At 73.6% G+C, this 13,957-nt stretch carries 13 protein-coding genes and 1 pseudogene; 10 read left to right on the top strand and 4 right to left on the bottom strand.

Translation table 11 applies throughout. The features are described from left to right. The first annotated feature begins 146 nt into the window (after window positions 1–146). The 3 genes from DMH08_RS33925 to DMH08_RS33915 all read left to right on the top strand — a co-directional run bounded on the left by DMH08_RS33925 (window position 147) and on the right by DMH08_RS33915 (window position 3,569). The gene (locus DMH08_RS33925; protein WP_125620142.1) at window positions 147–1,268 is read left to right on the top strand and encodes a PrsW family glutamic-type intramembrane protease; all 1,122 of its coding nucleotides are present in this window, start codon (window positions 147–149) and stop codon (window positions 1,266–1,268) included. A gap of 85 nt (window positions 1,269–1,353) precedes the next feature. Continuing rightward, window positions 1,354–3,075 (top strand): cytochrome bc1 complex cytochrome b subunit, encoded by a 1,722-nt coding sequence (gene qcrB / locus DMH08_RS33920; protein WP_125620140.1) that lies wholly within the window; start codon window positions 1,354–1,356, stop codon window positions 3,073–3,075. A gap of 20 nt (window positions 3,076–3,095) precedes the next feature. Beyond that, a complete protein-coding gene (locus DMH08_RS33915; RefSeq protein WP_233617970.1) occupies window positions 3,096–3,569 on the top strand; it encodes a YbhB/YbcL family Raf kinase inhibitor-like protein in 474 nt (157 codons plus the stop codon). A gap of 106 nt (window positions 3,570–3,675) precedes the next feature. Here the strand turns inward: DMH08_RS33915 and DMH08_RS33910 are convergent, their stop codons facing one another. Further along, window positions 3,676–4,005: a DUF2795 domain-containing protein gene (locus DMH08_RS33910; RefSeq protein ID WP_125620138.1), complete on the bottom strand. Its 330-nt coding sequence runs from the start codon at window positions 4,003–4,005 to the stop codon at window positions 3,676–3,678. A gap of 239 nt (window positions 4,006–4,244) precedes the next feature. Here DMH08_RS33910 and DMH08_RS33905 point away from each other — a divergent pair, with 239 nt between their 5' ends. Beyond that, window positions 4,245–5,432, top strand: coding sequence for a zinc-dependent alcohol dehydrogenase (locus DMH08_RS33905; protein WP_026405946.1), 1,188 nt, complete (start codon window positions 4,245–4,247; stop codon window positions 5,430–5,432). Here DMH08_RS33905 and DMH08_RS33900 read toward each other — a convergent pair. Next, window positions 5,404–6,990, bottom strand: coding sequence for an MFS transporter (locus tag DMH08_RS33900; RefSeq protein ID WP_233617969.1), 1,587 nt, complete (start codon window positions 6,988–6,990; stop codon window positions 5,404–5,406). The two genes, DMH08_RS33905 and DMH08_RS33900, sit on opposite strands and share 29 nt — an antisense overlap. A 139-nt stretch (window positions 6,991–7,129) precedes the next feature. Continuing rightward, the gene (locus DMH08_RS33895) at window positions 7,130–9,232 is read right to left on the bottom strand and encodes a catalase (protein ID WP_125620144.1); all 2,103 of its coding nucleotides are present in this window, start codon (window positions 9,230–9,232) and stop codon (window positions 7,130–7,132) included. Window positions 9,233–9,523: 291 nt separating this feature from the next. Here DMH08_RS33895 and DMH08_RS33890 point away from each other — a divergent pair, with 291 nt between their 5' ends. The 6 genes and pseudogenes from DMH08_RS33890 (at window position 9,524) to DMH08_RS33865 (ending at window position 13,713) form a co-directional block, all read left to right on the top strand. After that, window positions 9,524–9,880 (top strand): histone-like nucleoid-structuring protein Lsr2, encoded by a 357-nt coding sequence (locus DMH08_RS33890; protein ID WP_026405944.1) that lies wholly within the window; start codon window positions 9,524–9,526, stop codon window positions 9,878–9,880. Between the two features lie 15 nt (window positions 9,881–9,895). Further along, window positions 9,896–10,225, top strand: a complete 330-nt coding sequence (locus DMH08_RS33885; protein WP_026405943.1) for a histone-like nucleoid-structuring protein Lsr2 — start codon at window positions 9,896–9,898, stop codon at window positions 10,223–10,225. Window positions 10,226–10,500: 275 nt separating this feature from the next. Next, window positions 10,501–11,796, top strand: a pseudogene (locus DMH08_RS42080) (hemolysin family protein); the annotation flags it as partial. A gap of 37 nt (window positions 11,797–11,833) precedes the next feature. Beyond that, window positions 11,834–12,853: a CNNM domain-containing protein gene (locus tag DMH08_RS42075; protein WP_125620136.1), complete on the top strand. Its 1,020-nt coding sequence runs from the start codon at window positions 11,834–11,836 to the stop codon at window positions 12,851–12,853. Window positions 12,854–12,922: 69 nt separating this feature from the next. After that, window positions 12,923–13,159, top strand: a complete 237-nt coding sequence (locus DMH08_RS33870) for a helix-turn-helix domain-containing protein (protein WP_026405941.1) — start codon at window positions 12,923–12,925, stop codon at window positions 13,157–13,159. Window positions 13,160–13,161: 2 nt separating this feature from the next. After that, entirely contained in the window at window positions 13,162–13,713 is a 552-nt protein-coding gene (locus DMH08_RS33865) for a Clp protease N-terminal domain-containing protein (protein WP_125620134.1), read from the top strand. A 37-nt stretch (window positions 13,714–13,750) separates the two neighbouring features. Here DMH08_RS33865 and DMH08_RS42070 read toward each other — a convergent pair. Continuing rightward, on the bottom strand, window positions 13,751–13,957 hold a 207-nt coding region (locus tag DMH08_RS42070), incomplete at its 5' end, for a hypothetical protein (RefSeq protein WP_233617968.1).

Raw genomic sequence — 13,957 nt, 5'->3', positions numbered from 1 at the left:
GGGCCGGGCCGCGTCGGGCTGGCGGGGGTGTTCACGACCGGGGCGGTCGGCGCCACGGTGACGGCGGCCGGACCGCCCGAGGCGTTCCGGCGGCTGGCCGGCGAGATCGAGGCGATGGTGCGCTCCCTCACGATCGCGGCGGGCCGGTGACGGGCCGTCCGGCGTTCTGGCTGTGGGCCGGGACGTGCGCGCTCGGCGTGTGGCTCGCGTTCGACGCGGTCGGGGCGATGGTGCGGGCGTTCCCGGCCGGGGCGACCGCCGGTTTCGCGCTGCTCGCCCCGGCGTTCGCCCTCGGGGTGTGGGCGTTGCGGCGGACGCACCCGGTGCGGGTGCGGCCGCTGGGCGCGGCGCTGCTGGCGGCGGCGTGGGGCGGGCTGGCGGCGTTCGGGGTGGCGCTGCCCGCGAACGCGGCGTTCCTCGCGGTCCTCGGGCAGACGGCCGGGCCGGAGTTCGCCGCGGTATGGGGCGCGACGATCGCCGCGCCGGTGAACGAGGAGCCGCTGAAGCTGCTGGGCGTCGCGGTCCTGGTGCTGGCCGTCCCGTGCGCGGTGCGGAGCCCCCTGGACGGCTGGGGGTACGGCGCGCTCGCCGGGCTCGGCTTCCAGATGTCGGAGAACTTCCTGTACGTCCTGAACACGATCCTGCTGACGGGGGCGACGCAGGACGCGGGGGCAGCGTTCGTCTCGTTCGCGGGCCGGGTCGTCGGCGGCGCCTGGTGGAGCCACTGGGCGATGACCGCGGTCGCGGGCGCGGGGCTGGGCCGCCTGCTGGCCCGGGCGTCCCGGACGAACGCGGCGCTGGCGGCGGGCGCGCTGCTGCTGGCGATGGCGCTGCACGCCTGGTGGGACGCGCCCGTCCTGGCGGACGCGGCGCTGCTGCCGTTCAAGGGGCTGCCGATCCTGCTGGCCGCGGTGGTCGCGTACCGGCTGGCGCGGCGCGGCTACCTGGCGCACTTCCGGCGGGCGGCGGACGCCGAGACCGCCGGGGGCGTCCTGGTGCCGGGCGAGCGGCACGTGCTGACCTACCGCAGGTGGCGGCGGAAGGAGCGGTGGGACGTGCCGCCGGGCGAGCCGCGGCTGCTGCTGGCCCGGCTCCGCGCCGCCGAGCTGGACCTGCTCGAGGCCGGGCTCGGCGGGATCGGGCGGGATCCGGACGAGGCGGAGCGGCTGCGCGGCGACGTCCGGGACCTGCGGCTGCGGCTCAACGCGTCCTGGCGGCGGACCGGCGCGCGGCGCGCGCCGTCCGGTGAGGGGCGCGCCGTCCGGTGAGGGGCGCCGCGACCACGCCGTTTGCCCGCCTGCGGCTCGGGTACCGGCCCGTCGGGAATTCGCTCTCGGCCGGGGAGAAACGCAGATGGCGCAGCGGAAGGGCGGGTCGAAGGCCGGGAGGCTGGAGAATCTCGCGTGGGGGGTCGATGACCGGCTCGGCGCGGCCGCGTTCCTGAAGCGCAACCTCACCAAGGCGTTCCCGAAGCACTGGTCCTTCCTCCTCGGCGAGATCGCCCTCTACTCGTTCATCGTCCTGCTGATCACCGGTGTGTTCCTCACGCTGTTCTTCAAGCCGAGCGGCGCGGAGGTCGTCTACGAGGGCTCGTACACGCAGTTGCGGGGCGTGCGGATCAGCGAGGCGTACGCGTCGACGCTGCACATCACGTTCGACGTCCGCGGCGGGCTGCTGATGCGGCAGATCCACCACTGGGCCGCGAACATCTTCCTCGCGGCGATCGCGATCCACCTGATGCGCATCTTCTTCACGGGCGCGTTCCGCAAGCCCCGGGAGATCAACTGGCTGATCGGCGTGACGCTGTTGGTGCTGGCGCTCGCCGAGGGGTTCGCGGGCTACTCGCTGCCGGACGACCTGCTGTCGGGCACCGGCCTGCGGATCATGGCGGGGATCGTGCAGTCGATCCCCGTGGTCGGGTCGTACCTGGTCATGTTCGTCTTCGGCGGCGAGTTCCCGGGCACCGCCGAGTTCATCCCCCGGCTGTTCACGGTGCACATCCTGCTGATCCCGGGCCTGCTGCTCGCGCTGATCATCGCGCACCTGATGATCCTCTGGCACCAGACGCACACCCAGTGGCCGGGCCGGGGCCGCCGGGAGCAGAAGGTCACCGGGGAGCCGACGTTCCCGGCGTTCGCCGCGCAGAGCGGGGCGTACTTCCTGTTCACGTTCGGGTTCCTGGCGCTGATGGCGGCGCTGTTCCAGATCAACCCCGTGTGGCTCTACGGACCGTACGAGCCGGACGAGGTGTCGTTCGGCTCGCAGCCCGACTGGTACGTCGGGTTCCTGGAGGGCTCGCTGCGCATCATGCCGCGGCTCGAGACCACCCTGTGGGGGCACACCGTCTCCTGGAACGTGCTGGCGCCCGCGGTGATCCTGCCCGGGGTGTTCTTCACCCTCCTCGCGCTGTACCCGTTCTTCGAGCGGTGGGCGACGGGCGACGAGCGCGTCCACCACCTGCTGGACCGGCCGCGCAACGCCGCCACCCGGACGGCGATCGGCGCGGCCGTCATCGTCTGGTACGGGAATCTGTGGGCGGCGGGCGGCAACGACATCATCGCGTGGGTGTTCCACATCCCGCTGTTCTGGACGACCTGGTTCTTCCGCGTCGGATTCTTCGTGTTCCCGATCGTCGCGTTCGTCGTCACGCGGCGGATCTGCCTGTCGTTGCAGCGCCGCGACCTGCGGCAGCGCAAGGAGGGGGTGGAGAGCGGGCTGATCTCGCTGACCCCCGACGGCGGGTTCACCGAGCGGCACGAGCGGTCGTCGGACGAGCGGGCGGCGCTCCTGCAGACCCGGCAGCCGCGCGAGCTGCTCGCCGCGTACCCGCACCACATCCTGCCGATGCCGACGCCCGGGCGCGTCCGCACGCAGGCGCGCACGCGGGCGAACCGGTTCTACCTCGACTACCAGGTGCTGTCGCAGGGCGGCGGGCAGGGACGGGCGGACGGCGCGTCGCCGCGGCAGCGGGCGCAGATCGAGGGCCCGCCGGTCGAGGACGCCGCGCAGCGGAGCGACGGGAGCAGGCTCGCCCGGCTCCGCCGGTTCGTCGGGCGGCGGCGCGGGAAGCGGTGAAACGCCCGAATCCTTCCGCGGTGAGCGGGCAGTACCGCACCATGGATGAGATCAAGCTGAGCAGCCCCGAGTTCGCCGACGGCGGCCCGATCCCGGCCGTCCACTCCCACGAGGCGGGCGACCTGTCCCCCTCTCTGGACTGGACCGGCGTGCCCACCTCGGCGGTCGAACTCGTCCTGGCCTGCGACGACCCGGACGCGCCCGGCGGCACGTTCACGCACTGGATGGTGGCGGGCATGCAGCCCGAACGCGACGGCCTGTCGGCCGGGGAGGACGCCCCGCGCATCGCCAAGGGGCGCAACGGGTTCGGCGACAACGGCTACGGCGGCCCGCACCCGCCGCCCGGCGGCGCGCCCCACCGGTACGTGTTCACGCTCCACGCGCTGGACCGGCCGTCCGGGCTGACGTCCGGCTTCTCCCCCGAGGACCTGCGGGACGCGCTGCGCGGCAAGGTCGTCGCGACCGGGACGCTGACCGGGACCTACGCCCGCTGAGCCGGCCGGGGGACGCCCGCCGCCCCCGGCGGGCGTCCCCCGGCGGCGGGACGCCGCGCGTCGTCCCCGCGCCGTGTCACTGTGCGCCGTGTCACTGTGCGCCGTGTCACTGTGCGCCGTCGTCGTCGCGGCGCAGTTCGTCCTCGACGGGCGGCCGCTCGGTGTCGCGCATGTGCTCGGCCAGGCCGGGCTTGTTGTGGTGGCGGCGCTGGTAGTCCCGTTCCGCGGCGCTGCGCCCGGTGTCGGGTTCGACCGGGACCGAGCGCATCACCTCGGCGACGCCGCCGTAGGTGCCGAGCGGCAGCGCGGCGAGCGCGCGCTCGGCGTCCGTCCCCGGGCTCCTGGCGTGCACGTGCTCGACGATCCGCTCCTTGGTCGCCGGGAACGCCAGGTCCCCGAGCAGTTCCTCGATCCGGCCGGTGTCGGCGATCCGCATGTCGTCCCCCCTGCTGCGGAGCCCCGGACTGCGAAGCCCCTGACTGCGAGACCTGCGGGCTGCCCGCCAGGCCGCCGCCCAAACGACCGGCCGCGCACGGACGGCGGACATCGACGGCGACCATCGACGGCGCGGCGCACGCGGCTCGTTCCTCGCATGGCACCGGTGTCCCTTATCGCACGTTTCGCCCTGTCGGGCGGGGTAGGGCCGACCTGTACCCCGCTTCAAGGAGGGCGACGATGAAGGCTGTGACCTGGCACGGCAGGCGGGACGTCCGCGTCGAGAACGTCCCCGACCCGGAGCTCAAGGAGGCCGACGACGCGATCATCCGGGTGACCTCGTCCGGGATCTGCGGCTCGGACCTGCACCTGTACGAGGTGCTCGGACCGTTCCTCACCGAGGGGGACGTCCTGGGCCACGAGCCGATGGGGATCGTCGAGGAGACCGGCCCGGACGTGACGCACGTCAAACCCGGCGACCGCGTGGTCATTCCGTTCAACATCTCCTGCGGGCACTGCCACATGTGCGAGCGGAAGCTCTTCGCGCAGTGCGAGACGACGCAGGTCCGCGAGCAGGGCATGGGCGCCGCCCTGTTCGGCTACACCCGGCTGTACGGGCAGGTGCCGGGCGGGCAGGCCGAGTACCTGCGGGTCCCGCAGGCGCACTTCGGTCCCGTCAAGGTGCCGGAGGGGCCGCCGGACGAGCGGTTCGTGTACCTGTCGGACGTCCTGCCGACCTCGTGGCAGGCCGTGGAGTGGGCGGACGTGCCGAAGGACGGGTCGGTGACCGTCCTCGGGCTCGGCCCCATCGGCCAGATGTGCGCGCGCATCGCGCGGCACCGCGGCCACCGGGTGATCGGCGTGGACGTCGTCCCGGAGCGGCTGGAGATGGCGCGCCGGCACGGCATCGAGGTGATCGACTCCGCGGACGCCGACGACGTCGCGGACGCGGTGCGGCAGCTCACCGGCGGCCGCGGCACCGACTCGGTGATCGACGCGGTCGGGATGGAGGCGCACGGCTCCCCCGGCGCGAAGATCGCGCAGACGCTCACCGGGATGCTGCCCGGCAACACCGCCGCGCCGCTCATGTCGCGCGTCGGGGTGGACCGGCTCGCGGCGCTGATGACGGCGATCGAGGTCGTCCGCCGGGGCGGGACGATCTCGGTGATCGGCGTGTACGGCGGGATGACCGACCCGATGCCGATGCTGCGGATGTTCGACAAGGGCATCGCGCTGCGGATGGGCCAGGCCCACGTCCGCGCGTGGATCGACGACCTGCTGCCGCTGGTGTCCGACGACGCCGACCCGCTCGGGGTCATGGACCTGGCCACGCACAAGATGCCGCTGGAGAAGGCGCCCGAAGCGTACGAGATGTTCCAGAAGAAGCGGGACGGCGCCATCAAGGTGCTGCTGGAGCCCGCGTCCTGACCGCGGGCCGCGCGGCCCGCCGCCCGGACGGCAGGAACGCGGCGAGCAGGACGCCGAGGCCGACCACGGCGGTCGCGATGAGGAAGGAGATCCGGAAGCCCGTCATGTCGGGCACGGCCGTGCCGTGGAACGAGACCGTGTTGCGCGCGAGGACGGCGCCGAGCACCGCGCTGGACACCGAGGTGCCGATCGAGCGCATCAGCGTGTTCACGCCGTTGGCGGCGCCGGTCTCCGACGTCGGCACCGCGCTCATGATCAGGGTGGGCAGCGCCGAGTAGGCGAGGCCGATGCCGGCGCCGACGAGCGTGGAGATCAGCGCGACCTGCCACACGGCGCCCATCAGGCCCTGCGCCGCCGCGTACGCGCCGCCGATGACGAGCAGCCCCAGGATGAGGGACGTCTTGGGGCCGCGGGCGGCGGAGATGCGGGCGGACAGCGGCGAGACGAGCATCATCGAGATGCCCATCGGCGCCACCGCGAGGCCGGCGACGAGGAGGGTCTGGCCGAGGCCGTAGCCGGTGGCCGTCGGCAGCTCCAGCAGCTGCGGCAGCACCAGCGACATGGCGTAGAAGGAGACGCCGACCGTGACCGCCGTCAGGTTGGTCAGCAGGACCTGGCGGCGGGCGGTGGTGCGCAGGTCGATCAGCGGCTCGCGCACCCGCAGCTCCAGGACGCCCCACAGCACGAGGATCGCGAGCCCGGCGGCGGCGAGGCCGAGCGTCGCGGGGCTCGTCCAGCCCCATTCGGCGCCCTTGGTGATCGGCAGCAGCAGCGCCAGCAGCCCGGCCGAGAGCCCGAGCGCGCCCGCGACGTCGAAGCGGCCGCCGGTCCGCTGCGGGGACTCGGGGACCAGCCGCCAGACGAGCGCGAACGCCACCGCGCCGAGGGCCGCGGCCCCGTAGAACAGCACGTGCCAGCTGAAGTTCTGCGCGACGTAGGCCGACAGGGGCAGGCCGAGCGCGCCGCCGACGCCGAGCGAGGAGCTCATCAGCGCGAGCGCGGCGCCGAGCCGCTCCCGGGGGAGCCGGTCGCGCATCAGGCTGATGCCGAGCGGGATGGCGCCCACCGCGAAGCCCTGGATCGCGCGGCCCGCGACGACGACGAGCAGTTCGGAGCTCACCGCGGCGACCAGCGACCCGGCGACGACGGCGGAGATGCTCACCAGGATCATCCGGCGCTTGCCGTACATGTCGCCGAGCCGGCCCATGATCGGGGTGGCGACGGCACCGGACAGCAGCGTCGCCGTCATCGCCCAGGTGGCGTTGGCGATGGACGTGTCGAGCAGCTGCGGCAGCCGGCCGATGACGGGGATGAGCAGCGTCTGCATCAGCGCGACGACGATCCCGGCGAACGCCAGCACCGCGACGAGCGTCCCGCCGCCCCGTTCCCGCGCGGGCGCGGCGACCGCACCGGCGGTCGCACCGGCGGCCGCACCGGCGACCGGGGCGGTGACCGGATCGGCGACCGGGGCGGCGGCGACGGCGACGCGGCCGGCCCCGGGGTCGTCGGGGATCACGGCCGCGTCCGGATGCCGGGGCAGGGCGGGATCGAGGGACACGTGTACACGCCTCCAGGGGGAGTTCGGGGATCTTCATTGATCAAGTCCCCGCGGCCCCGTTTCATTCCCGGCGCGGCGAAGGGCCCGGTGCGGCGCGCCCCCGAGCGCGCCGCACCGGGCCCCGTCCGGTCCCCCGGTCTCAGGCGGGCACGTGGCTCTTCCTGCGGGTCCAGTGCCGGTGCGCGGCGACCGCGTCGACGAACCGGTCGGCGAAGTCGCCGCCGTGGCCGCGGGTCGTGACGACGCCCTGGTCCACGAGGGCGTCGCCGCCCGCGGCCTCGCCGGCGAACCGCACCCCGGTGAGCCCCGCCCGCTCGAGCAGCCCGATGCCCTCGTCGAGCGCGCCGACCGCCTTGCAGTGGACGAACGCCTCGGCGACGAAGTGCACGGCGTCGCCGTCCTCGGACAGGGTGCGCACGCTCGCCTCTCCCCCGGGCACGAGGACCGCGTCGTACAGCACGGACGCCATGGTCGGCATCGCCTTGGTGACCTCGACCTGGCCGCCGTTGGCCGCCTGGACGAAGCCGTCCGCGGCCGCGAGCACCTCCACGATCGCGCCCCGCCGCGTGAACGCGTCGCCGACCGCCGCGATCGCCGCCGAGTCGACGCCGTCCGCGGCGAGCACCGCGATCTTGCGGCCCAGCACGGAGTCGGCCGGCGCGTTCGCCTGGCTCAGCGCGGGCGAGCTGCGGCCGTGGTTGGCGGTGCCGGCCTCGCCGGGCGGCTCGACGCCGATCCCCTTTGCGACGGCCACGGCGAGGTCGTGGTCGACGTGGTTGAGGTGGGCGACGACGCCCTCGCGGATGTGCGTCTGCTCGCACTTGCCGAGCTCGAAGCGGAAAGCGCCGACGATGTGCTCCTTCTCCCAGTCGGCCATGCTGTTCCAGAACAGCGTCGCCTGGGAGTAGTGGTCCCGGAAGCTGTCGCTCCGCTTGCGGATCTTGGCGCCGTCGACCCGCTCCTGGTAGTGGGTGAACGAGCCCTCGCCGCCCACGGCCGGGCAGCCGCCCGAGAGGCTGTTCTTGTGGTAGGCGGACCGGGCCGGGTTGATGTCCGCCTGGTGGTAGCCGTCGCGGTGGTGGTTGCGGACGGGCGCCACCGGCCGGTTCACCGGGATCTGCGGGAAGTTCGGCCCGCCGAGGCGGATGAGCTGCGTGTCCAGGTAGGAGAACAGCCGCGCCTGCAGCAGCGGGTCGTTGGTGAAGTCGATGCCGGGCACGACGTTGGCGATGTGGAACGCGACCTGCTCGGTCTCGGCGAAGAAGTTGTCGGGGTTGCGGTTCAGCGTCAGCCGGCCGACCGGCCGCACCGGCACCTCCTCCTCCGGAATGATCTTCGTGGCGTCGAGCAGGTCGAAGTCGAAGCGGTGCTCGTCCTCGGCGGGGACGAGCTGCACGCCCAGCTCGTATTCGGGGAACGCGCCCGCCTCGATCCGGTCCCAGAGGTCGCGGCGGTTGAAGTCGGGGTCCTTTCCGCCGATCTTCTGCGTCTCGTCCCACGCCAGGGAGTGCGTGCCGAGGAGCGGCTTCCAGTGGAACTTCGCGAACGTCGGGCGCCCCTCGGCGTTGATGAGCCGGAACGTGTGGACGCCGAATCCCTGCATCATCGCGTAGCTGCGCGGGATCGCCCGGTCCGACATCAGCCACATCATCATGTGCATCGTCTCGGGCTGGAGCTGGACGAAGTCCCAGAGCGTGTCGTGCGCGGACTGCGCCTGCGGGATCTCGCTGGACGGCTCGGGCTTCACCGCGTGCACGAAATCGGGGAACTTGATGCCGTCCTGGATGAAGAACACGGGCATGTTGTTGCCGACGAGGTCGAAGTTGCCCTGCCGCGTGTAGAACTTCGTCGCGAATCCGCGGACGTCCCGGACGGTGTCGGCCGACCCGCGCGAACCGGCGACCGTCGAGAACCGGACGAACACCGGCGTGGTGAGCGAGGTGTCGCGCAGGAATTCGGCCGTCGTGTAGTCGGTGAGCGGGTCGGTGACCCGGAAGTGGCCGTAGGCGCCCGAGCCGCGCGCGTGCACGACCCGTTCGGGGATCCGCTCGTGGTCGAAGTGGGTGATCTTCTCGCGGAGGTGGAAGTCCTCGAGGAGGCTGGGGCCGCGCTCCCCGACGGTGAGCGAGTCGTCGGTGTCGTCCACCTGGATGCCCTGGTCGGTCGTGAGCGCCGACCCCTCGGGGCTCACCCGCCACCGTTCCAGCTGTTCCTGCTTCTCGTCGCGGCCGCCGTCGACCATCATCGCTCCTCAAGACGCGCGCGGGTGGGACTCTCCGTGCTCGCCGCTACCCAGGGAAATCAATGACATGCCCGACTTGACCGGATCTTTGGGGGCGCCCGGTCGTGTCGCGCGCCGGAACGCCGGGACGGGCGCCGCCGCGCCGCGCGTCCCGCCGGGAGCGGCTCCCGGAGAGCGGGCCGTCCGGTTCCCCTTTTCCGTGTCGCCGCGCGCCGGGTGGACTCGTCGGGTCCGGGAATCCGCTACGGTCATGGACGCCGCGTTGGCGAGGGGAAGGAACACGGGACGCACATGGCCGAGAAGGTCATTCGGGTGGACGACATCGACGGCTCCGAAGGGTCCGATGTCGACAAGCGGGACTTCGAAGTCCTGGGTCGTACGTTCACGATCGACTTGAGCGACGACAACTACAAGCGCCTGAACGAGTTGCTGGACGGTCTCGCGCCGTTCATCGAGAACGCCGCCGAGGTGAAGCCCGCGGGGAAGGGACGCAAGTCCCGCACCGCGAAGATCAAGGGCTACACGAACGGCGATGTGCGCTCGTGGGCATTGCGAGAGGGCGTCGAAGTCTCCGAACGTGGCAAGATATCGGATGAGGTCTATGCTGCATTCATCGAGGCTCATCCGGACGCGAAGCCGGACGCATAGTTAGGGAGTCCCCGCATGGCACAGAAGGTCGAAGTCCTGCTCGTGGACGACATCGACGGCGGAGAGGCCGACGAGACCGTCAGCTTTTCCATCGATGGGACCACGTACGAGATCGACCTGAGCAAGAAGAACGCCGAGAAGCTCCGCGCGGGCCTGGAGCCCTTCGTGGCGGGTGCCCGCAAGGCGCGCAAGACGACCGGACGCACGGCCCGGGGCACCCGTACCGCGAACAGCCGCGAGCGCTCCGCCGAGATTCGCGAGTGGGCGAAGAACCGGGGCATCAAGGTCAATGAGCGGGGCCGTATCCCCGCCCACGTGATCGAGAAGTACGAGGCCGCGCACTAGCGCGGGGGCCGCGCACGCGGCGGCGTTCGGCGCCTTCTCGAGGCCGGGGTGAAATTCTCATCGCCCCGGCCTCGTGCATGCCCGCCCCGCCCGCGCCGGGAAGCGCGGTTCGGCATTTCTTCCCGATCGGCGCCGCAATCCCTGGACAATTGCCGCATATGTAACCAATCACTGACCCCCGGCGTTAATCGCGCGTCCCCTCGCCCCCCGGGCGGACGCGAAGGCGGGCGGCGGGCGGGTAGGGACCCATCGGATGGAGTGGAAGGGGGGCGCCCGTGGTGGACGCCGCGCTCGGCCTGCTGGCGGTCCTGCTGCTGACCGCCGCGACCGGGTACTTCGTCGCGCAGGAGTTCGCGTTCGTCACCGCGGACCGCCCGTCGCTGGACCAGCGGGCCGCCGAGGGCGACCGCGCGGCGGCGCGCGCGGTGCGGGTGATGGGGCGGCTGTCGTTCATGCTGTCGGGCGCGCAGCTCGGCATCACGGTCACCGCGCTGGTGGTCGGGTTCATCGCCAAGCCCGCGCTGGCCGACCTGATCGCGCCCGCGCTGACGGCGGCCGGAGTGCCCGAGGGGGCGACGGGCGGCATCGCGGTGGCGCTGGGCTTCGCGCTCGCCACGGTGATCCAGATGGTGCTGGGCGAGCTGTTCCCCAAGAACCTGGCGCTGGCGAAGGCCGAGCCGCTGGCGCGCGCCCTGGCCGGGTCGACCCTGGTGTACCTCACGGTGGCCTCGCCGCTGATCCGGCTGTTCGACACGTCGGCGAACCGGCTGGTGCGGGCGCTGGGCATCGAGCCGGTCGAGGAACTGCAGCACGGCGCGACGCTGGAGGAGCTGGGGCACATCATCGGCGAGTCCGGCGCGCAGCTCCCGGAGGGCCACGTGGACCTGCTGGAGCGGGCGCTGGCGTTCTCCGAGCGCGACGCCGCGGAGGTCATGGTGCCCCGGGTGGACGTCGTGACGGTGCCGGCGACCGCCCGCGCCGCCGACCTGGACGAGATCATCTCCGCGACGGGCCGGTCCCGCTTCCCCGTGGTCGGCGCGGGCGTCGACGACGTGGTCGGGGTGGTGGGCCTGGAGGAGCTGGTGCCGCTGGCGCCCGGTGCGGCGGCGGCCACGCGGGTCGGCGAGATCGCCCGCCCGCCGCTGCTGCTGCCGTCCTCGCTGCCGCTGCCGGAGGTCGTCCTGCGGCTGCAGGGCGCCCGCGAGACGCTCGCCTGCGTGGTGGACGAGTACGGCGGCTTCGCGGGGCTCATCACGTGGGAGGACGTCGCCGAGGAGCTGGTCGGCGAGATCGCGGACGAGAACGAGCCGGACGAGGACCTGGCGATCCGGCGCGGCGAGTGGTGGACGACCGACGCCGGGCTGCGGGTGGACGAGGTCGAGCACGAGACGGGGATCGCGCTGCCGGAGGGCGACTACGAGACGGTCGCGGGCCTGCTGCTGCAGCGCCTCGGCCGCGTCGCCCGGCCCGGCGACGTGGTCGACGTCGCGCTGCCGCGGACGCGGCTGGACGAGCCCGCGCGGACCGCGATCGTCGAGGTGCTGACCGTCCGGCGGCACGTCCCGGGGCTGGTCCGCGTCCGGACCGTCGCGGCGGGCGGGGGCGGCGGTGAACCCGGCGCTCGGCGCGGCCGTGACGCTCGCGCTGCTGGCGGGCAACGGGTTCTTCGTCGCGACCGAGTTCGCGCTGGTGGCGGCGAAGCGGCCGCGGCTGGAGCGGGCGGCGGCACGCGGCAGCCGGGCCGCGGGCACGGCGGTGGCGGGCATCGACGAGCTGACGCTGACGCTCGCGGGCGCGCAGCTCGGGATCACGATGTGCTCGCTGGGCCTCGGCCTGGTGTCGGAGCCGGTGTTCGCCGAGACCCTGGCGCCGCTCGCGCACGCCGCCGGGCTCCCGGACGGCGCGTCGCACGTGCTGGCGTTCGCCCTCGCGCTGGCGCTGGTGACGTTCCTGCACATGGTGGTCGGCGAGATGGCGCCGAAGTCGTGGGCGATCACCGCGCCGGAGCGGTCGGCGACGATCCTGGGGCCCCCGTTCCGGGCGTTCAGCATCGTGATGCGGCCGGTGCTGGCGGCGCTGAACGGCGGGACGAACCTGCTGCTGCGGGCGATCGGCGTCCGGCCCACCACGACGCGGGAGGCGCCGCGCACGCCCGAGCAGCTGCGCAGCATCGCGGTGGAGTCGCGGCGGCTCGGGCTGATCGGGGAGAGCGACCTGACGCTGCTGACGGCGGCGCTGGACGCCCCGCGGGCGCCGCTGGCGGGCCTCGTGGTCCCGCTCGCCGACATCGTGTCCGTCCCGGCGGACGCGACCCCGCAGGAGGTGATCGACACGGCCGCGCGGACCGGCCGGACCCGGATCATGCTGCGCGGCTTCGACCGGTCCGGCGCGGCCCGCATGGTGCACGTCCGGGACGCGTACCTCGCCCGCGCCCGCGGCCGGGACGCCGTCGCGGGCGAGCTGGCCCATCCGGTGCCGGCGATGCCGCTCGCCACGCCGGTCGGCGAGGCGGTCGCGACGCTGCGGGCGCGGCACAGCCACCTGGGGCTCGCGGTGGACGCCGGGGGCCGCGTCGCGGGCCTGGTCAGCCTGGACGACCTGCTCACCACCCTGCTGGCCGTCCGCTGAGCCGCCGCGCCCCGACGCACGTGTCAACGTTGGTTGACATGTGGCGACTGTCAACCTAGATTGACACGCATGAGCGATGGAGTGACGCTCGCCCGAGAGGCGGGCAGCCGGGACCCGGCCGTGGGGCTGCGGGCCGTCCGGGCGCTGCGGGAGCTGGCCGAGCGCCTGGAGGCCCTCCAGGTCGCCTCGGCCCGCGAGCGCGGCTGGTCCTGGCAGGAGATCGCGGACCACCTCGGCGTGAGCCGGCAGGCGGTCCACAAGAAGCACGGCGGCGGGCGCCGCCTCCTCCCGACGAAGGAGCGTTAGGCATGTTCGAACGGTTCACCAAGGACGCCCGGCAGACCGTCGTCGACGCCCAGGCGCAAGCCCGCGACCTCGGCCACGGCCGCATCGGCACCGAGCACGTCCTGCTCGCGCTCCTCGACGCCGACGACAGCACCGCCCGGGCCCTCCGCGCCCACGGGCTGGAGGCCGCCGCCCTGCGCGCCCGCGTCGCCGCCGTCGGCGGCCTGGACGGCGACCTGGACCCCGACGCGCTGCGCTCCATCGGCATCGACCTCGACGCCGTCCGCCGCGCCGCCGAGGACAGCTTCGGCGAGGGCGCGCTGGACGCGGCGCCCGGCGAGCGCGGACGGCGCAAGGGCCACCGCCCCTTCGGCAAGGAGGCGAAGAAGGCTCTGGAGCTGAGCCTGCGCCACGCGATCCGGCTCAAGCACAACTACATCGGCACGGGGCACATCCTGCTCGGCCTGCTCCACGACGACGACTTCCGCGCGGTGCGGCTCGTGTGGGAATCGGGCGCGGACGTCGCCGAACTCCGTGCCGACATCACGCGCATGCTGACGTCCAAGGCCGCCTGAGCCCCCGGCGGCGGACCGTCCCGGTGGACCGTCCCGGTCAGCCGCCGAAGCGCGACCGGAGCGCGGCCACGCAGGCGCTCCTGCGGGCGGGGTCGCCCCGGAAGCGCCGTCGGCACTCGGCCTCGATCCACGAAGGGTCGTGCGGCGGCGGGGGCGCACCGGCGGCCCCGTCCGCGGGGGCGTCCGCCGGTCCGCCCGGGGGGCGCGGCGCGTCCCGGGCGGGCCGGCGGACGCCCCCGCGGAC

Origin of the sequence: Actinomadura sp. WAC 06369, assembly GCF_003947565.1 — a bacterium.
Taxonomy (GTDB): domain Bacteria; phylum Actinomycetota; class Actinomycetes; order Streptosporangiales; family Streptosporangiaceae; genus Spirillospora; species Spirillospora rifamycini.
This window is presented reverse-complemented; position numbering and strand designations above follow the sequence as displayed.

What these genes read in the sequence shown, in the direction of transcription:
- DMH08_RS33910 (WP_125620138.1), bottom strand. Translation starts at nt 4,005, where the DNA reads ATGCGGATCGCCGACACCGGCCGGATCGAGGAACTGCTCGGGGACCTG.
- DMH08_RS33865 (WP_125620134.1), top strand. Translation starts at nt 13,162, where the DNA reads ATGTTCGAACGGTTCACCAAGGACGCCCGGCAGACCGTCGTCGACGCC.
- DMH08_RS33870 (WP_026405941.1), top strand. Translation starts at nt 12,923, where the DNA reads ATGAGCGATGGAGTGACGCTCGCCCGAGAGGCGGGCAGCCGGGACCCG.
- DMH08_RS33885 (WP_026405943.1), top strand. Translation starts at nt 9,896, where the DNA reads ATGGCACAGAAGGTCGAAGTCCTGCTCGTGGACGACATCGACGGCGGA.
- DMH08_RS33890 (WP_026405944.1), top strand. Translation starts at nt 9,524, where the DNA reads ATGGCCGAGAAGGTCATTCGGGTGGACGACATCGACGGCTCCGAAGGG.
- DMH08_RS33905 (WP_026405946.1), top strand. Translation starts at nt 4,245, where the DNA reads ATGAAGGCTGTGACCTGGCACGGCAGGCGGGACGTCCGCGTCGAGAAC.
- DMH08_RS33895 (WP_125620144.1), bottom strand. Translation starts at nt 9,232, where the DNA reads ATGGTCGACGGCGGCCGCGACGAGAAGCAGGAACAGCTGGAACGGTGG.
- qcrB (WP_125620140.1), top strand. Translation starts at nt 1,354, where the DNA reads ATGGCGCAGCGGAAGGGCGGGTCGAAGGCCGGGAGGCTGGAGAATCTC.